Consider the following 16224-nt stretch of genomic DNA (forward strand, 5'->3'; position numbering starts at 1 on the left):
GACCACAGACCACACGCAGAGGACCCGATGAGCCAGATCCATCTCGCCCCCAGGGCCGACGAGCCGGAGACCGAGCGTCCCGAGCACGCCCGCCTCACCCGGGCCGAGCGGCGGGCCCGCGACGCCGAAGCCCAGGCCCGGCGCGCCGAGGTCCTCGCCGAAGCCCGCCTCCGCCGGGAGGAGCGCGCCCAGGAGTGGAAGCGCCGCCGCAAGGCCGCCCGCACCGTCGACCGCGCCGCCTGGTGGGAAACCACACGGGACCGCGCCGACCGGCTCCGCCGCGCCCTCGTTCTCGTCGCCGCGATCGTCGGCGTCAACCTCGTCGCCGTCGCCGGCCAGGTCAACGCCTTCCACGAAGGCCTCGGCTGGCCCCTCCCGGGCGCGCTGGGCGCCGCCGCGGTGGTCGAGTCGATCGCCATCTACGTCGGCTGGCACGCCCACGTCGCCCTCATCGAAGGCGACAGCGTGTTCCGGTTGCGGGCCGCGTCCTACGGCATCGCCGCGCTCGTGGCCGGGCTGAACTACCACCACTACGCCACCGACTGGCACCCCACGGACAAGGCCATCATGTTCGGCCTCGCCTCCCTGCTGTCGCCGTGGCTGTGGGCGATGCACTCCCGGTACGTCCACCGCAAGCAGCTGCGCGCGGCCGGGCTGATCGACCCGAGGGCGCCGAAGTTCTCGATGCTGCGCTGGCTGCTGCACCGGGCCGAGACGTGGCAGGCGCTCCGGTGGGCGGTCCGCCACAGTGAGCAGTCCCCCGCCGTGGCGATCCTCGCCGTCCAGATGGACACCACCACGACCGAGGCGGCGCGGCTGCTCGACCGGACCCGTGACCGCCTGGTGTCCGCTCAGGGCGCGCTGATCCGCGCCCAGTCCGACGCGCTGACGGTCACCGAACTGCGCATCGCCGAGCTCGCCGCGGTCTCCGGCGAAGTGTCCGCCCAGCCGACGGTCGAGTGTCCGACCGAGACACCCGCGATCACCCCCGCGCCGGCCACCGACCCTGCCACGGGCGACGCCCCTTCTGGTGACCAGGACGGTGACCGCGACAGGCCCGATGAGCAGGACAACCGCGACGCCGAGAAATGGATCCGCGCGGCGATGCGCAAGGGCCGCACCCCCACCTACAGCGAGGTCAACGACAAGTTCGGGTTCAGCCGCGGGTGGGCCGGGCTCCGTGTCCAGGCCGCGCGCGATGAACTGGCCGCCAAGGGCTACGTCTTCCTCCCTCGGAACATCGTCAAGCCGCCCACCGCGTCGGCCACCACGGATGCCGTTCCTATGACCACGACGGAGGTGTCGTGATGCTCGCCTGCCTGATCCTGACCGTCCTCGTGCTGGTCCTGAAGTCCACCCGGCAGCCCTGCCCCGACGGGTGGACACCCGCCCAGCTCGGCCGCGCCCTGCGCTCCCAGGGGTGGCGTGCGCCGTTCATCGTGGCCGGCATCCTGGCCGCCGCGCTCGCCCTGGCCGCCGGCGGGCTGCTGATCGTGGCGTTCGACGGTGCCCGCCACCTAGCGGCTGGGACCGCCCTGTTCGCCGACCTGGCCCACCGCCACCTGTGCGACCTGCTCGGGTGGCAGCCGCTCACCCTGTGGGGGACCCGATGACCGAGGCACCGAACTTCGACTCCAGGCGCGACGCCCGGGTCATCCGCCTGCCGGTGACCCGCGACGCCCAGGACGTGGAGAAGGCCCCGCCGCCGGCGCCGAAGGTCCGCCGTGAGGTCCTGGCCGTGGTCACCCGCACCCGCGGTGACCTGGCCCTCCGCGCCGACCGGGTCCGCAGCTCACGCGCCATGCCCGTCGTGAAGGCCGCCGCCCGGCACTCCACCGAGGGATCGGCGAGGATCCTCGGCGCGTGGTGGCGGTGGATCACCGCGGCCGACCACTCCCAGGCCCTCGCCAACGGCAAGGGCGAGTTCGTCGAGGCCATCCGCGAACGCCGACGCAAGATCGCCCTCTACTCCGCCGGTGCCCTCGCCGCAGGTGACGCCTGGGGGTGGGCGCAGGACTGGTGGGCGATCTGGCTCCCGCCGGCCGGGGCGGCGCTGCTCGTGATGACCGCCGGGGGCGTGGTCAACGCGATCGCCACCGCCAAGGACACCAACGGCAGCGACGAGCGGACGGTCCTCGGCACCCACCCGGGCAGCAAGGCCATCCGGCACGCCCTTGAGGCGGCCGGGCAGCTCGGCAAGGCCGACGACATCCGCGTCATCGGCCCCGTGACCAGGAACGGCTCCAACAGCGGGTGGGTCGCCACGGTCGAGCCCAAGGCGGGTGTGCCGGCGGCCAAGCTCATCAAGCGGCAGCCGGAGATCGCCGCCGCGTTCGGCGTCGGCATGCCGCAGGTCGCGATCGACCCCGCCCGCGGGCACAACGGCCGCGTCACCATCGAATGCTTCGACGACGACCCGCTTTCCGGCGACCCCGTCCCCTCCCCGTTGGTGCCTCGGGCGGACCCGTTCGACATCTGGCGGGAGAAGGTCCACGTCGGGCTGGACGCCCGCGGCCGGGCGGTCAAGTTCTCCCTCATCGAGCGGTCGCTCCTGGTCGGCGGTGAGGCCGGGTCCGGTAAGAGCTCCGCGGACCACAACGTGCTCGGCGCGGTCGCGCTCGACCCGCACGCCCGCATGTGGCTGATCGACGGCAAGGGCGGCGCTGACCTGCTGGATTACGAGCAGATCGCGCACCGGTTCCTCGCCGAGCCCGACCCGAAGGCGTGCTACGACGTGGCGCTCGAACTTCAGGAGGTGATGGAGGACCGCTACCGCGGGCTCAAGCGGGCCGGGCAGCGGAAGGTCACCGCGGAGAACTGGGAGGACCTCGGCATGCCGCTGGAGTTCCTCCACATCGACGAGATCCAGCGGTTCACCACCGACGACGAGTTCGGCAAGAAGATCGTGAAGGTGCTGTGGGACCTGGTGTCCCGCGGCCGGGCCTCCGGCATCGTGCTGTCCGCCGCGACCCAGCGGCCGGCGGCCGAGGTCGTCCCTACCCTGCTGCGGGACATCCTGTCGATTCGGTGGGCGCTGCGCTGCACCACCCCGCAGGCGTCCGACACGATCCTCGGGCAGGGGTGGGCGGGCCGCGGCTACAACGCCTCGACCATCGACTCCACCCAGCGCGGCGCCGGCCTGCTGCTCGCTGAGGGCGCGATGCCGGTGTGGCTGCGGTCGTGCTTCATCGACGACAACGACGTGGCCGCCATCACCCGGCGGGCGTACCGGCTTCGCGAGTCCGCGGGCACCCTCCCCGCCAGGGAGAGCAGCCCGGACGTGCTGCTGCTGAAGGCGTGCATCGCCGCGTGCGGCGACGCCGAGAAGATCTGGACGGCGGACCTGCTCGACCGGATCAGCGACGACCCGGCGTGGGCGGGGGTGGCTGATGACCCCAACGACCCGGCCGAACTCGCTCGCAGGCTGCGCCCTCTGGGCCTCCAGCCGAAGGGCCAGGACATCGACGGGACCAACCGCAACGGCTACCGGCGCAGCGACTTCACCGAGGCGCTGAATCGCCTCTTCGGGAGGTGATTCAGCCACCCCCTCGGACCCCCGTCTAGCCCGTCTAGGAACGCATCTTCGCAGGTCGGAAGGCTCTAGTTTCCTAGGCCCAGGGTCTAGCTCCTAGAGCCAAACCGTCTAGTCCTAGACCCTCCCTAGACCCCCTTCCAGACCCCGAAATCACCACCGAAAGGAGGCATCCCTGTGCTCGCACTGATCGCGATCGGCGCGTTCCTCGGAGCCTGCTACCTGATCTCGTGCTGGTTCCTGCCGTACAAGCCGTGCGGGCACTGCAAGGGCACCGGCCAGATCCACTCCACCTCATTCAAGGGCGCGTTCGGCGACTGCTGGCGCTGCCAAGGGACCGGGCGCAAGCGCCGCGGCGGCGCCCGCCTACTCGGCCGAGGAGAAGACAAATGAAGTCCAAGCGCTGCATTTACTGCGGGACCCGGTACACCGGCCCGAGCGTGATGGACGGCCCGTACGCGACGAGCGAGAACGACGCCTACTGCTCCCACGAGTGCGTCGGCGCCGAGCTCGCCGACATGGACCGGTGACCCCATGTGCAGACCCGTGAAGGTGTCCGCCGGCGCGGTGGTGGCCGAGGTTGCTCTGGCTGCCCTGTGCACCCGGGCCGGCCTCGCCGTCGCCACGGTCGCGGTCAGCGGTGCCGCCCTGGTGTACGTGGGGGCGCCCGTGGTCGTCCTGGCCGCGGTCGGGACCGTGGTGGCGTTGGTCGCCCCGGTGCTGCTGGCCGTCCGCGCGAACCGGATGGTGCGGTTGCCGGCCACCGAGCCGCAGCCCGCGCCGTTGCGTGCGATCGAAGGCCGCCGCGTGCTGGAGCTGGAAGCCGCCCCCTCCTACGTCATCACCGACCTGACCGTGACCGACCGGTCCACGGCCGACACCCACCACTGAAGGGAGACCCCGATGGGTCTGGCTAGGAGAGCAGTCGAGCAGTGCAGCGCATGCAAAGGGCAGGGCGGCTGGCAGGTCCCGAAGAACGGTCACTACGTCGTCCGCGTGTGCGGAGCGTGTGACGGCAACGGCTGGGTCTACAAGCGCTGACGTTGCGGGTTCCCGCCCGGCTGGTGTCGGGCGGGAACGGCCGGAGCGCCAGCTCCACAACCACCGAACAAGGAGAACACGTGAACAAGGCTCAGCTCATCGACGCCGTCGCCTACACCACCGGCAACCGCAAGACCGCCACGGACGCCGTGAACGCGGTCCTCGACGCCATCAAGACCGCCGTCGCCTCCGGGGACAAGGTGTCCATCACCGGGTTCGGCGCGTTCGACATGGTCCACAAGCCCGCCCGCACCGCGAAGAAGCCCGGCACCGACCAGATCGTCCCGGTGGCGGAGTCCTGGGCGCCGAAGTTCAAGCCCGGCAGCGAGTTCAAGGCCGCGGTGAACGAGGGCGGCAAGGCGACGCAGGCCGCCGCCTGAGACCAACCCCTTGGCGTCCCGCCCTCCTTCCCCGGGGGCGGGACGCCAACCTCACATCTATGAAAGGTGAGCACGATGGCCAAGACGCCCCAGCCGGACCGGACCCTGCCCTGCGGCTGCGTGTGGGTGAACGGCGAGCAGGTGGAGGTCTGCCGCCTCCAAGTGATGGCGGCCCTCGCCCTCGGCCGGCAGATAGCTGAACCCGCCCCCCGCCTTTGAGAGGAGCATCACCCGCATGACGCATGTCCTCGTGGGCCAAGTCGTCGGCGCCGACCTCGACAAGCCGGCCGGTGGCCGGGAGCCGCAGTGGAAGCGGCATCTGCGCGCCGAGATGGTCACCCTCGGGCCGGACGTGCAGCAGCTCGTGTGGGCGTGGCTGCTCCGCCAGCGGTCCGAGCACACCGCCGCGGCGTACGGGCGGGACCTCCGGGAGTGGCTGGCGTTCTGCAACGAACGCGACCTCGACCCGCTGGCGGCGACGATGGGCCACGGCGACGCCTACGGGCGGTGGCTGGAGCGGGGGCGCGGACTGTCCGCGAGGTCGGCGGCGCGGAAGCTCGCCGCGGTGTCGTCCTGGTACACCTACCTCGTCAAGGCGGGCGGGTTGGAGGCCAACCGGTTCCGGGACGCCAACCGGCCGGAGACCAACCGCAAGGAGTCCAAGACGGTCGGCCTGACCGAGTCGGAGGCGTTCGCGTTGAACCGGGCCGCGGCCAACGACCACGGGCGGCAGCGGGTGCGGACGGCGGCGATCGTCGCGCTGATGCTCTCCGTGGGGCCGCGGGTGGCCGAGGTCACCTCCCTCCCCCTGGACTCGCTGGGGTGGGAGCGCGGGATGCGGACGGTGCGGATCGTCGGCAAGGGCGGGAAGATCCGCACCCGGCAGTTGCCTGAGGAAGCCGGCGCCGCGATCGACGCCTACCTCGCGGTCCGCGGCGACGGGCCGGGGCCGCTGTTCCTGTCGTCGAAGGGGAAGCCGCTCACGACGGGGTACGTCGCCGAGCTCGTGCAGCGGCTCGCCCGGGAGGCCGGGTTGCACAAGCCGGAGCGGGTCCACCCCCACACGTTGCGGCACACCTTCGCCACGTTGGCTCACGAGCGGGGGGCGTCGCCGCGGGAAATTCAGGACGCGCTCGGTCACTCGTCGATCGAGACGACGGAGATCTATCTCCACTCGCCGCGGCGGTTGGAGAACGACCCCTCGGTGAAGGTCGCGAAGGTCCTGTGGTGAACCGAGCGATAACGCGGATTATGAGCTACCCGCACTGATCTTCTATCCCTCGTCATACGCTCGACTTTGGAGGAGACATGAACGCAGGCACACTCACCGCCATGGCGGCTGTCAACAACGGCCGCGAGTGGCCGTGCGAGATAGAGATCCAGCAGGACGTTGAGTACGTCCGTTCAGAGCGGGCAACCAAGCCAGACCCGGGCTGGGAGTTCATCGACGCCGCCGGGCACTTCCACGCTTTCGCCGAAGGCGGGGAGTTGCCGACGCTGAACAGCGAGCGTGTAGAGATGCCGTGTGACGGCTCCTGCGGCGGAGTCTGCGAAGGCGAGGGCTACACGGTCCTCCGCCACACGTGCCGGATCTGCGGGCAGGAGGTCGAGCCTGGCTACGTCCCGGACTACGAGGCGCGAACGGTCGGAGAGCCGATCTTCCTCCGCAAGATGGCTACCGTGACGATCACCAGCGCTGAGCCCGTCACTGACTCACGTGATGAGGTGTCCGTGCGGGTGCGCTACGGCGACGAGGAGTTGTTCGGTACGGGTTTCGTTGTCAACCGTGCTGGGAGCGGCGGCGGACTCGACGGGTGCCGCTGGCGAACGACCATCTCTGCTAGGTCGCTCAACCCCAGGCTGAAGAACTCCTAGAGACGACGAAGGCCCCTCCCGCCCAACCGGGCGAGAGGGGCTTGGTGTTCCAGGGGTGTGATCGCCGTCCGCGTGTCGGTGGCGTCATGCACCATGATCCGGTGCCCGGCCCTTAGGAGGGGGAGGGCCGGAACGCGAACAGCGCCCCACCCCCGTCGAGGGGTGGGGGCGCTGTGTCTGTGTGGCTGACCGAGCGACGACAGACGGACCAGAGGGTAGACCCCAGGACCGACAAAACGGGGAAGGGCCGCCTGCTCCCCCTCGGTGGGCGTGGGGAGCAGGCGGCCGGCGGGTTGTTGAGGTCGCCCTGGACCTCTCACCGCAGAGGGCACCGGTCGGGACGTGGGGCCGATCCGACGGGCCCTCAGCTCAGGCGCGCGTGAGCGCGGTCTCCTTCGGGGAGACGTTCCCGTACAGCAGCAGCCCCAGAACGATCGTCAGAGCCGAGATGATCGCACCCATCTGCACCTCCGACACCGGCAGCCCGAACGCCACCAGACCCGTCAGGATCGTCTTCGCGGCGCCGGTGAACAGCGACACCTGCCACGGGCGGGTGACCGCGGCGGTGATGAGGGCGAACACGCCGGAGGTGATGGTGAGCAGGACCGCGGCCGACTGCTCGGTCAGCCCGAACACGCCGAACGCGACGAGGGCGGCCAGGATGGACTGGAGTCCGTAGAGCACAGCCGCGGGGTCACGGCCGAGAATCTTGAAACCTGAGTTCACAAGCCCCTCCTTCGGGGGGACAGGCCCGCCAACCTCTGGCGGGACGAACAGCGGGGGGTTACAGGCCCTTGGCGGACAGCCAGGACCGCATCGCCTGCGCCAGCGCCTGATCGGCGCCCACGGGCGTGGGCGGAGCCGGCGGCGTCACCGGGGCAGGGAACGGGCGGCCCGTCAGCTCCTCATACGCCGCGGCGAGCGCCACCTGGTCCACGCCCTCCTGGAACGCTCGGGCGCCCAGATGCTCGGCCCAGATCACGACCCACGCCTCTTCCACCTGGTGCTGCACGAACGCGTCCGTCATGTCCACCACGTGAGCCCACGTGACGACCGCGGTACGGTCCCCACGGTCCGGTGTGACGTCCACGTACCGGCCGGACACGACGGCGTGCCCGCCCCACTCCGGGGTCCGGCGGTAGTCCCACAGCCCGGCGTCGGTCTGCGCGTCCTGCGCCGTCTCCAAATCCACCCCGAGCAGCACACTGCCGAAGATGCTGATCGCGGCGCGCATCTCGTCGAGGTCGCGGGCGTCCACCGCAGCGAACGCCAACGGTTTCACCCCGCCGATCCCGCCGGCGAGCAGAGCTTCCAGCATCGTCTGCATGTCGACCCCGTTGTCCCCCGCACCCGTGGCCGGGTTGAAGGTGGGGTTGCCCGACCGCCGGTACAGGTCGTAGACGTCGGCCAGGGTCGGGGACTGCTCTGCCCCGCCGAGGTACTTGCTGACGAGCTTCCGCTGGTTCGCGACGGACGTGGGGCCGCACACGCCGTACTTGTCGTTGGTGTACAGCCCCCAGTCGCCGACCTGGGCGAAATGGTCGGCCGCGGGCGGGTGGGCGGGGACGGCACCGGTCAGGAAGCGGGACAGCTTGAGGGCGGGCGCCCGCTTGGGTGGGCGCCGGCCCAGCATCCGTGAAGGCACGAGCTCAGCTCGCCGGGGTGACGCAGGCGAGGGTTTCGGTGTCCGCCTGCCAGGAGCACGTCCACGGCCCGTTGCCTGCGAACGTCATTTTGAACGGGGCGCCGTCGAGTCCCCGGCCGGGGTCGCCCTTCGGGCCCTGCGGGCCGGTCGCGCCGTCCTTGCCGTCCGCGCCCTTCGGGCCGGTGTCGCCCTTCAGCGACGCCAGGTAGTCCGCCTCGGTCTTGGCCTTGTTCGGCTGGGTACCGTCGGCCAGCTTGAGGTCGCGCCACACCTCGAACGCCGACGCGCCGGTCGCGCCCTTGTCGCCCTTGATGAGCCCGGACGTGCTGGGCACGGTGATGCGCCGCTCGGTGGACTTGCACTTGCCCACGGAGCTCTTGGCGAGGTTGTTCCTCTCCAGGATCCGCAGGTAGCCGGTCGACTTGCTGACGCAGCCGCCGTAGGACTTCGCCGGTTCCGACGCCGCCACAGCGGCCACAGCGCCGCCGAACACGCCCACCGCGAGCAGCGCCGCGGCGACGAGCGCGAGGATTCGCTTCATCACTTCTCCTTAGTTCGGCATCCACACCCATGTGAGGAGCCAGGTCTCTGCGTCGACCACACCCGTCACGGGCATGCCGACCTCGCGCTGCACGGCCTCGCACGCCCGCTTGGAGTCGGCGCCGTACCAGCCGTCGACCGCGAGCTTCGGTGAGAACCGTCGGGCGGCCTTCTGCCACTTCTCGACGTCCGGGCCGTGCATCATCGGGTCCGCCACCTTCAGGACCCGCGCGAACTCCGGCACCGGGTTGTCATCCGGGTCCGCCGGCGGCTCGGGCTTGGGCTGGTCACCCTTCACCAGGTCCATGAACCGGTCCCACGGGAACCCCGACCCGGGATCGGTGTGATCGGTCTTGTGGAACGCCTTCGAGACGTCCACGTGCCCGCAGATCCCCCGCTTGCCGGCCTTCACGTCGGCCACGCTCAGCTGCCGCAGCGGGATGTCCCACCGCTGCGCGATCTGCCGGACCAGTCGGGCGGCCTGCTGCAGCATCGCGTCGTGGTCGACGTCACCCCACCGGGAGGACGGGCCCTTCTGCGGGTCGCACAGCTCCACACCGATCGACCCCGTGTTCGGGGGTGCGTGGAACGCCACGACGTTCTCCGGCAGGCAACGGACCACCTCACCCGGATCCACCACGTAATGCGCGCTGCCACCCGTCTTCGGCGACTGGAAGAAGTGGGCAACCGCCACCGCTCCCCCGCGCGTGCACGGGCTCACCGTGGCGTGGATGACGATCCTGTTCACGGTGGTCTGCGTGCCGCCGTGGAAGTTGGTGCGGATCTCCTTCATGGGCTGGCGTCCTCCTTGCTCTCGGCGCGCGCCCGGCGGCCCCGCTGCCAGGTGCGGATGATGACTTCGAGACGCCAGGCCAGCACCACGGGCACGCCCATGAACGCGACCAGCCGGGCGATCAGGAACCACGCCCCATCCGGAACGACCACCCGCAACGCCCACAGATCCAGGCACAGCGCGAACACCGCCTGAAACACGAACGTGTGGCGGCCGGCGTCGGTCTTCCACCACCTGGCCAGCAGCCCCTGAGCGGCCACACATCCCGTGGCCAGGACCGCCGACACGAGGATGAGGACCGTCCCCGTGAGTCGCATCAGCTCATCCACCGCGGCCTCCGAACGCGTCGAGGAACATCTGCTCGAACCCGTTCTCCTCACGTAGCCGCCGCAGCATCTCGGCCAGGCCCAGCGCTTTCCGCGCCGACTCGTGGGCCCGCTTCGCGTCCTGCTCAGCGCGACGCCTCGACTCCTCGGCTTCCTCGGTGGCCTTACTCAGCTCAGGCCGGTCGCGACCTGTCATGGCGCCTCGCTCTTGGCCTTGAGCTCCTTCAACAGGGCGACACCGATCTGGGTGCCCTCCGTTGACGCGAGCAGCACGGCCCGTATCTCCTCTGCGTAGGCGCGGCGGGTCAGGTCATGCGCCTCGTGTTCCAACGTCCACAGGCGGCGCCATTCCTCGGCGTCGGCGTTGGCTTCGGCCACCCGGGCATCCCGATCGGCGCGCAGATCCGCCAGCTGCTCCTCGTGGCGTTTCTGGGGGATCAGGTAGCCCTTGAAGACCGCCCCAGCCATCGTGAAGATCATGGCCAGCACGATGGTGACGAGGGAGCCCTGCACCCACGGGACAGCCATCAGGTCCACTCATCCCCCGCTCTGTGTGGTGTTTGGGTGCCGCCCGCGGCTTCCCCTTACCTGACGGCTGGCGACAGCCCATCAGCGCGGGCGGCACGATCAAGGGCCCGGCCGGATGGCGGGCGGTACGAGGCGGTCCATGCCGAACGTCATCGGCGCCCCCGCCGCGGCCACAGCCGGGTGCACGGCACGGTCGCCGGCGGCGAGCTCCCACTCATCCCTCGCCCGGCGGGCGCGGACACGGTTGCCGTCCAACCTGTGGGAGGTGATCAGTTCCAGCGGGTCCTCGGGGGCGACGTCGTCCAGGCCGAGGAGGAACTGCGGCGGCAGCTCACCACCGGCCGCGGCCCACTGCTCGGCGGCCTGCTCGACCAGCGCGCGGCGGTAGTCGAGGGCGGCCTGCCGGTCCTCCCGCGGCGCCGGGGTCACCTGGACGAGGTGTGCCTTCACCACGGCAGCGCGGGCCAGCATTGCCTCCCGGCGCTCGACATACGGGAGACGGACGTCGGTGGGGTCGGGGATGTCCTCCGCCGCCTTCAACGCCGCCGCGGTGGTGGGGTTCTGCCAGGCCAGGACGTCCGAGCGGTCGGGAAGCTTGTAGTGGAGGATCGTGTCCACGATCGTGGGCACCTCATCCACGTCGAACCCGAACCGGGAGCAGAACTCCTCAAGCAGGACGTGCGGGCGGATCTCCCAGTGGTCGCCGTTCGACGGGTTCGTCTCGTCGGCCCGCCAGTCCGGGTAGTGGCAGACGATGCCCCACACCGGGTGGACGTCGTCCGCCAACGGGCGCAGCAGCGGGTGCGTGCGGTCCGGCGCCACCGTCGGGTGCGTGAAGCTGGCTTGGGTTTCGTAGATGTAGCCGCGGTCCACCCGGCCCCCCTCAACTAGTGGCGGAACGCGCACTGGTACAGCGCGACAGAGACGGAGGTGGCCCAGGCGACCGAGTACGACGACGCGCTGGACGCGGTGATGCACCACGCCATGGACACCCCGCCGCCGTTGCGGAGCGACACGATCGGGCCCATGTTGGACGCCATCACCGACGGGTACCCGACCGTGGCGGAGGTGCTTGACCCGCCGATCGTGATGGACCCCCACAGCAGGCCCGTGTTCGGGCCGAGGCTGGCGAAGTCGTCCCAGGCGCCGTTGTGGCGGCAGATGTTCGGCCCGAACCGGAACCAGTTCCCGCTGGTGGAGTCGTTGTAGCCGAACCGTGATTCGTCGTGGCCCCAGTAGGCGAACGACCCGGCCCCGGACGTCATGGACACTTGGCCGGCGTCCAGGGTCAGGGACGACTGCACCCCACCCGAGGTGCCGGAGTACAGCTTGAGGACGGCTTGCCCGGTGCCGGACTCGGCGACGACCCGGGTGGGGTTGGTGCCGGTGCCGTCGGGGTCGAGCCAGATCTCCGGGTTCAGGGCGCCGTCCGGGTTGAGGGTGATCTGCCGGGTGCCGACCCGCCCCACCACCAGCGGCCCAGACTCGACCCGGTTGAACGCCGGTTTCGTGTTGATGCTGGTGAAAAGCTGCTGCTGCCCCAACTCCAGGGCGCGGACACGCTTCAGGACGTCGTCCGGGTACACCACGGCCATCAGGAGTCCACCGATTCCTCGAACGTCAGCGTGCATTGCTCCTGGCCGTCGCTGCGGGACACCGGGCGCACATCGATCCCGATGACCCGCCACGACTTGCTGAAGGACGCGACACCGGACCGGACCGGCCACCACGCGTTGACCAGCATGATCCGCACGTAGTCACCCAGGTTCCCCGGCGAGAACGACGTCCCAGGGCCGAGCCGGACAGTCGCCCGGTGCACGCGCACGGCGCCGCCGCGGTTGGCGGCCAGGAACGCGGCGTAATTGTCGAGGGTGTCCTGCTCCGACACGGTGGAGTAGTCCACCGTCTGGTCCAGGCGGGGCCACCCGGCGTCGATGTAGTCCTGCGCCGGGGTGATGAGCGACGTCAGGGGGATGCTGCCGGCGGCGACGTCGGTGTTGGTGGACTCGCCGCGGGTCTGCCACTGGGTGCCGCCGCGGAGGGCGTCGATGTCCTCCTGCCACGACAGGACGTCGTCGCCCTTGAACACGTACCCCGTCGTGCTGCCGAGGGTGGGGTACCCCCACTTCCACCGTTTGGACCGAACCCCCGTGCCGGCGTCCACGCTGGTGTCGATCAGCCATTCGAACCCGTCGTCGACCTGGGCGAGTTCGGTGAGGCGCTGCCCGTAGGAGGCGGCCTCGGTGCCGAGGTAGGTGCGGTCCCGCACCGCCCCGGACATGCCTGGTTGCAGGGTGATGCCGAGGTCGGCCTGCGGGTCGGACTGCATGTGGGTGATGAGCTGGCGGGCGATCTCCACCTGGTCGACGCCGGCGAAGGAGGGGATGTCCTGCCGGATGATGACGTGGCCGAGGTACGACTCCAGGGTGGACCCTTGGATCGTGACCTTGGGGTTGGCGCGGCCCTGCTGCTGCACCGACGCCGACCAGATCAGGTAGGTCCCCCAGATGACGCCGTTGCGGTAGACGTGTATCACCGTGCGGCCGGGACCGGTGGACAGGCCGTCCGGCTCGCCCGGGTCGACCGGGTGGCGGGGAATCACCTTGGCGACCCGGTCCGCCATGACCGCGTCGGGGATCTCCACCGACGCTGACAGGGTGCCCGGTTCGATGATGCGGCGGGTGAACGTCACGTCCTGCAGCGGCAGGTCCGTGATGTAGGCGTCGGTCAGCAGGTCCGCCGCGACGTACCGGTAGGTGACACTCACCACGCCCCCGATCTGTCAGGCCAGGTAGGCGGGCTGGAATTGCAGTTCAACCCCGTTGGCGCCACCACTGGACGCGGAGTAGCTGATGGCGTTGGTGCCCTTGACGAGGTACCAGTCCTCCGGGGGGACGCTGAGCGGTGCCAGGGTGTGCATGTAGTCGGCGGCGCCGATCACCGCGGTGCCCGCATTGGTGTCCACCAGCAGCGTTTCGTTCGACGCCAAGGTGACCCCGAACGACAGGATGCGGTCGGTCGTCTGGTTCGTGATGGACGGGTTGGTGCAGGGCCCGTTGATCCGCACCAGCGGGTGCGTCGAGGTGTTCCCCTCATTCACCGCCGCCGCCGTGGACCCGTTGTCCACAACCACTGAGGTCACGGTCAGCCCGTACTTGCGGGCGTCGGAGCAGGCGATCAGCACGCTGACCGTAGGCATCCCCACCGAGTAGTCGTCATCCATCGACGACACGAAATCCACCACCGCGCCACGGGCGATGCGCTTGGGCCCCCACCCGCGGATCACCAGGTTCCGCTCCGACTCGTCATCGGGGACGGACGCCGCGGCGGCGAGCTCGTCGAGCAGGGAATCCACCGTGGACGGGTCGGTCCCGGCGAGGGCCTGCATCTTGATGGTGACGAGCCGCTGCTGAGCGAGCTTCCGCCCCGACCACGCCCCATGCCGTTGCGGGCGGAGGGTGTTGCCGTTGTCGATGGTGGGGAGGCTGGTCCACCCCGTGATCTCGTTGACGCGGAAGCTGGTCCCCTCACCCCACAGGGTGCCGTCGTACTCCACCTGCCCAGGAAGGACGACCAGGTCACCGGGCAGGATCGGCACCGTAACCACGGCGAGGGGAACATGGGCAACGGCGGGAACCGCCGAGGCGGTGAAGATCGATCCCGCACTGACGCCCTGCGCCGGCACCACACCTGCTGCAGCCACCGCGCCTGGGGCGATGATGCTGCCTGTCGACAGGCCCGGCGCCGCCACCGACGCCACGGCGGGCACCGCCGTGGCTTGGACGGATGAGACCGTGCCAACCGTGATGGTGGGGGTGGGCACGGCTGATACGGCGGCGACAGTGGTCGCGTTGGTTGTCTGCCCCGTGCTGACCGCCGGGGCGGGCACAGCGGCCACAGACGCTACGGCGGCGGGTGAGGGGCTCTGCCCGGTGCTGATGGTCGGGGTGGGTGCGGAGGTGCTGGCGGGGACCGCGCTGGGCGTCGCTGTGGCGTTGATGGCTGCGGGCCCGAGCCAGTCCACATCGGTGATGGCGAGATCATCGACGAGGAGGTCGAACCCGTACACAGCGTCGAACGCGATCGACGACCCTACGGTGGTCCCGGTGTTGACGCCGGTGGCGGTCTTGGTCTCGGTCGCGGTGCTGGAGTCGGCCGAGGTGTAGATCCGCAGCTCGACCGCGCCGTTGGAGCTAGTGGTGCCGTAGACGATTTTCGCTTCGATCCGGCACCAGGTGTTGAGCGGCAGGGCCGTCGTCGAGGCGACAAAGGTGACGGGCGTGAAACCCGTGGACGTGATGGTTACAGTCCGGTCCGTCTTGAGAGTGATCCAGACGGCGAACTCGCTCTCGTCCACGATGACGCTGTCGCTGGCGGGCGACGCCGACAGATACAGGTACTCCCTCAGCCACACCGTGCGCGCGCTCAGGGTGTAGTTCCAGATGAGGGAGTCGCTGCTCGACGTCAGGTCATGGAGCTTGGCGACCAGCGGGGCGCGTAGACCGGTTGCCTGGCTGCTCGTGTAGGAGGGCGCCGAGCCCCAAGAGTCGAACGCATTCCCCGACGTCCCGCCGGAGTTGCTGGTGGTGATGTTCGCGCCGTCGGTCCCGCCAGAGAACGAGTTCTTCTTGAGCACACCGACCTCCACTCTCGGTCACAGGTCGGCGGGCACGAAAACGCAGCATGGAGACGGTCTCTGTTTCTCAGGAGGGCACGGCTTTTAGCTTGCGCTTCGCCTCGCGCCGCTCCACCACATACGGGTCACCCTTGTAGCGCTCGATGATCTCCAGCGCCCACGCCAGCTTGTCCTCGACACGTTGGCCGCAGGGCTGCGACTTGGACCACAGCTCAAGGTTCTCGATGCGGTTGTCATCCCGCACCCCGTTGATGTGGTGCACATTCTCATCCGGCCAAAGCGGGCGGCCGAGGTGATCCGACATGACGATGCGATGTTCATAGCCCCACCCGCGCGACTTCGCCTCCGGGTGACCGACCCGCTTGATGAAGGCGTAACCCGTCTGAGGGTCCACCCACCGGCCGGACTTCCGGTCCCTTCTGGCTTTCGTCCAGCCGTTGCGGAGGAACTGCCGGTAATGGGCCTGGCACCACCCCTGGCGCGCGATCAGGTCCGGGCACCCTTCCTCTTTGCATTGCCCGAGCCCGTTCTTCTTCTCTCTGACCCGCGTGCCCAACGGCTTGAGCTGGCCGGTTCGGCGCAGTTGCTGGACGTGGGCATTGCACAGATTGCGGGTTACTGCCTGCCGGTCGCATCCATCGAAGGCGCAGGGGATGCCGAGGTACTTCGGCCCTGGCCCAGCCTTATGAGATCCGATGGGGAACAGTTCGACACCGCGCGCCTGCTGCGCCTTGTGCCCGCCGCACAGGCCGCGAGTGTCGGGGAGCCGACCGCAGCCCGGGAACGAGCAGAGCTTGCCCTTGTTGGACGTGCGGGATGCGAGAGGTCGAAGCTCCTGCCCCTTACGCAATTGCTGGTAATGCCCCGGGCAGTAACCGAGACCGCGCGAGGGTTTGCCACATCCATCGAATTTGCAGGGGGAAGCCAT

At 69.8% G+C, this 16224-nt stretch carries 22 protein-coding genes; 10 read left to right on the plus strand and 12 right to left on the minus strand.

Annotated features, from left to right (window positions below):
• Positions 1 to 27: 27 nt before the first annotated feature.
• From MPTA5024_RS10380 to MPTA5024_RS10415, 10 genes are all read left to right on the plus strand, one after another.
• Positions 28 to 1308, plus strand: a complete 1281-nt coding sequence (locus tag MPTA5024_RS10380; RefSeq protein ID WP_036322025.1) for a hypothetical protein — start codon at positions 28 to 30, stop codon at positions 1306 to 1308.
• The gene (locus tag MPTA5024_RS10385; RefSeq protein ID WP_157099353.1) at positions 1308 to 1613 is read left to right on the plus strand and encodes a hypothetical protein; all 306 of its coding nucleotides are present in this window, start codon (positions 1308 to 1310) and stop codon (positions 1611 to 1613) included. The genes MPTA5024_RS10380 and MPTA5024_RS10385 overlap by 1 nt, the downstream gene beginning before the upstream one ends.
• Positions 1610 to 3535, plus strand: coding sequence for an FtsK/SpoIIIE domain-containing protein (locus MPTA5024_RS10390; RefSeq protein WP_036322028.1), 1926 nt, complete (start codon positions 1610 to 1612; stop codon positions 3533 to 3535). Before MPTA5024_RS10385 ends, MPTA5024_RS10390 begins: the two co-directional genes overlap by 4 nt.
• Before the next feature lie 174 nt (positions 3536 to 3709).
• Positions 3710 to 3925, plus strand: coding sequence for a hypothetical protein (locus MPTA5024_RS10395; protein WP_036322029.1), 216 nt, complete (start codon positions 3710 to 3712; stop codon positions 3923 to 3925).
• Positions 3922 to 4062, plus strand: a complete 141-nt coding sequence (locus tag MPTA5024_RS40755) for a hypothetical protein (protein WP_157099354.1) — start codon at positions 3922 to 3924, stop codon at positions 4060 to 4062. Before MPTA5024_RS10395 ends, MPTA5024_RS40755 begins: the two co-directional genes overlap by 4 nt.
• Before the next feature lie 4 nt (positions 4063 to 4066).
• The gene (locus tag MPTA5024_RS10400) at positions 4067 to 4423 is read left to right on the plus strand and encodes a hypothetical protein (RefSeq protein ID WP_157099355.1); all 357 of its coding nucleotides are present in this window, start codon (positions 4067 to 4069) and stop codon (positions 4421 to 4423) included.
• A gap of 230 nt (positions 4424 to 4653) precedes the next feature.
• Positions 4654 to 4953 carry an HU family DNA-binding protein gene (locus tag MPTA5024_RS10405; RefSeq protein ID WP_036322031.1) on the plus strand — a complete coding sequence of 100 codons (300 nt, stop codon included), beginning with the start codon at positions 4654 to 4656 and terminating at the stop codon, positions 4951 to 4953.
• 75 nt (positions 4954 to 5028) lie between these two features.
• Positions 5029 to 5172: a hypothetical protein gene (locus MPTA5024_RS40760; protein ID WP_157099356.1), complete on the plus strand. Its 144-nt coding sequence runs from the start codon at positions 5029 to 5031 to the stop codon at positions 5170 to 5172.
• A gap of 16 nt (positions 5173 to 5188) precedes the next feature.
• A complete protein-coding gene (locus tag MPTA5024_RS10410; protein WP_051457901.1) occupies positions 5189 to 6184 on the plus strand; it encodes a tyrosine-type recombinase/integrase in 996 nt (331 codons plus the stop codon).
• 77 nt (positions 6185 to 6261) lie between these two features.
• On the plus strand, positions 6262 to 6828 hold the full coding sequence (locus MPTA5024_RS10415; RefSeq protein WP_036322033.1) for a hypothetical protein: 567 nt from the start codon (positions 6262 to 6264) through the stop codon (positions 6826 to 6828).
• 369 nt (positions 6829 to 7197) lie between these two features.
• Here the strand turns inward: MPTA5024_RS10415 and MPTA5024_RS10420 are convergent, their stop codons facing one another.
• The 12 genes from MPTA5024_RS10420 to MPTA5024_RS39485 form a co-directional block, all read right to left on the minus strand.
• Positions 7198 to 7554, minus strand: a complete 357-nt coding sequence (locus MPTA5024_RS10420) for a hypothetical protein (protein ID WP_036322034.1) — start codon at positions 7552 to 7554, stop codon at positions 7198 to 7200.
• A 58-nt stretch (positions 7555 to 7612) separates the two neighbouring features.
• Entirely contained in the window at positions 7613 to 8473 is an 861-nt protein-coding gene (locus MPTA5024_RS10425; protein WP_157099357.1) for a hypothetical protein, read from the minus strand.
• A 4-nt stretch (positions 8474 to 8477) separates the two neighbouring features.
• Positions 8478 to 9014 (minus strand): collagen-like triple helix repeat-containing protein, encoded by a 537-nt coding sequence (locus MPTA5024_RS10430; protein WP_036322038.1) that lies wholly within the window; start codon positions 9012 to 9014, stop codon positions 8478 to 8480.
• Positions 9015 to 9023: 9 nt separating this feature from the next.
• Positions 9024 to 9806, minus strand: coding sequence for a peptidoglycan recognition protein family protein (locus tag MPTA5024_RS10435; RefSeq protein ID WP_051457902.1), 783 nt, complete (start codon positions 9804 to 9806; stop codon positions 9024 to 9026).
• Positions 9803 to 10123 (minus strand): putative phage holin, encoded by a 321-nt coding sequence (locus MPTA5024_RS42025; RefSeq protein ID WP_036322040.1) that lies wholly within the window; start codon positions 10121 to 10123, stop codon positions 9803 to 9805. The genes MPTA5024_RS10435 and MPTA5024_RS42025 overlap by 4 nt, the downstream gene beginning before the upstream one ends.
• Positions 10124 to 10127: 4 nt before the next feature.
• Positions 10128 to 10328, minus strand: coding sequence for a DUF7620 family protein (locus tag MPTA5024_RS10445; RefSeq protein WP_036322042.1), 201 nt, complete (start codon positions 10326 to 10328; stop codon positions 10128 to 10130).
• A complete protein-coding gene (locus MPTA5024_RS10450) occupies positions 10325 to 10669 on the minus strand; it encodes a hypothetical protein (RefSeq protein WP_036322044.1) in 345 nt (114 codons plus the stop codon). Before MPTA5024_RS10450 ends, MPTA5024_RS10445 begins: the two co-directional genes overlap by 4 nt.
• Before the next feature lie 90 nt (positions 10670 to 10759).
• Complete coding sequence (locus tag MPTA5024_RS10455; protein WP_036322045.1) at positions 10760 to 11533, minus strand: hypothetical protein; 774 nt, start codon at positions 11531 to 11533, stop codon at positions 10760 to 10762.
• A 14-nt stretch (positions 11534 to 11547) separates the two neighbouring features.
• Positions 11548 to 12255 (minus strand): hypothetical protein, encoded by a 708-nt coding sequence (locus MPTA5024_RS10460; RefSeq protein ID WP_036322048.1) that lies wholly within the window; start codon positions 12253 to 12255, stop codon positions 11548 to 11550.
• Entirely contained in the window at positions 12255 to 13430 is a 1176-nt protein-coding gene (locus tag MPTA5024_RS10465) for a hypothetical protein (RefSeq protein WP_051457903.1), read from the minus strand. The genes MPTA5024_RS10460 and MPTA5024_RS10465 overlap by 1 nt, the downstream gene beginning before the upstream one ends.
• 12 nt (positions 13431 to 13442) lie before the next feature.
• A complete protein-coding gene (locus tag MPTA5024_RS10470; protein ID WP_036322050.1) occupies positions 13443 to 15296 on the minus strand; it encodes a phage distal tail protein in 1854 nt (617 codons plus the stop codon).
• Positions 15297 to 15363: 67 nt separating this feature from the next.
• Entirely contained in the window at positions 15364 to 16224 is an 861-nt protein-coding gene (locus MPTA5024_RS39485) for an HNH endonuclease signature motif containing protein (protein WP_084369551.1), read from the minus strand.

The organism is Microbispora sp. ATCC PTA-5024, assembly GCF_000511135.2.
GTDB classification, from domain to species: domain Bacteria; phylum Actinomycetota; class Actinomycetes; order Streptosporangiales; family Streptosporangiaceae; genus Microbispora; species Microbispora corallina.

Bases quoted from the DNA above. Each gene is read 5' to 3' on its own strand.
- MPTA5024_RS10435 (WP_051457902.1), bottom strand. From the start codon at position 9,806: ATGAAGGAGATCCGCACCAACTTCCACGGCGGCACGCAGACCACCGTG.
- MPTA5024_RS10380 (WP_036322025.1), top strand. From the start codon at position 28: ATGAGCCAGATCCATCTCGCCCCCAGGGCCGACGAGCCGGAGACCGAG.
- MPTA5024_RS39485 (WP_084369551.1), bottom strand. From the start codon at position 16,224: ATGGCTTCCCCCTGCAAATTCGATGGATGTGGCAAACCCTCGCGCGGT.
- MPTA5024_RS10385 (WP_157099353.1), top strand. From the start codon at position 1,308: ATGCTCGCCTGCCTGATCCTGACCGTCCTCGTGCTGGTCCTGAAGTCC.
- MPTA5024_RS10390 (WP_036322028.1), top strand. From the start codon at position 1,610: ATGACCGAGGCACCGAACTTCGACTCCAGGCGCGACGCCCGGGTCATC.
- MPTA5024_RS10445 (WP_036322042.1), bottom strand. From the start codon at position 10,328: ATGACAGGTCGCGACCGGCCTGAGCTGAGTAAGGCCACCGAGGAAGCC.
- MPTA5024_RS10400 (WP_157099355.1), top strand. From the start codon at position 4,067: ATGTGCAGACCCGTGAAGGTGTCCGCCGGCGCGGTGGTGGCCGAGGTT.
- MPTA5024_RS40755 (WP_157099354.1), top strand. From the start codon at position 3,922: ATGAAGTCCAAGCGCTGCATTTACTGCGGGACCCGGTACACCGGCCCG.
- MPTA5024_RS42025 (WP_036322040.1), bottom strand. From the start codon at position 10,123: ATGCGACTCACGGGGACGGTCCTCATCCTCGTGTCGGCGGTCCTGGCC.
- MPTA5024_RS10410 (WP_051457901.1), top strand. From the start codon at position 5,189: ATGACGCATGTCCTCGTGGGCCAAGTCGTCGGCGCCGACCTCGACAAG.
- MPTA5024_RS10460 (WP_036322048.1), bottom strand. From the start codon at position 12,255: ATGGCCGTGGTGTACCCGGACGACGTCCTGAAGCGTGTCCGCGCCCTG.
- MPTA5024_RS40760 (WP_157099356.1), top strand. From the start codon at position 5,029: ATGGCCAAGACGCCCCAGCCGGACCGGACCCTGCCCTGCGGCTGCGTG.
- MPTA5024_RS10430 (WP_036322038.1), bottom strand. From the start codon at position 9,014: ATGAAGCGAATCCTCGCGCTCGTCGCCGCGGCGCTGCTCGCGGTGGGC.
- MPTA5024_RS10415 (WP_036322033.1), top strand. From the start codon at position 6,262: ATGAACGCAGGCACACTCACCGCCATGGCGGCTGTCAACAACGGCCGC.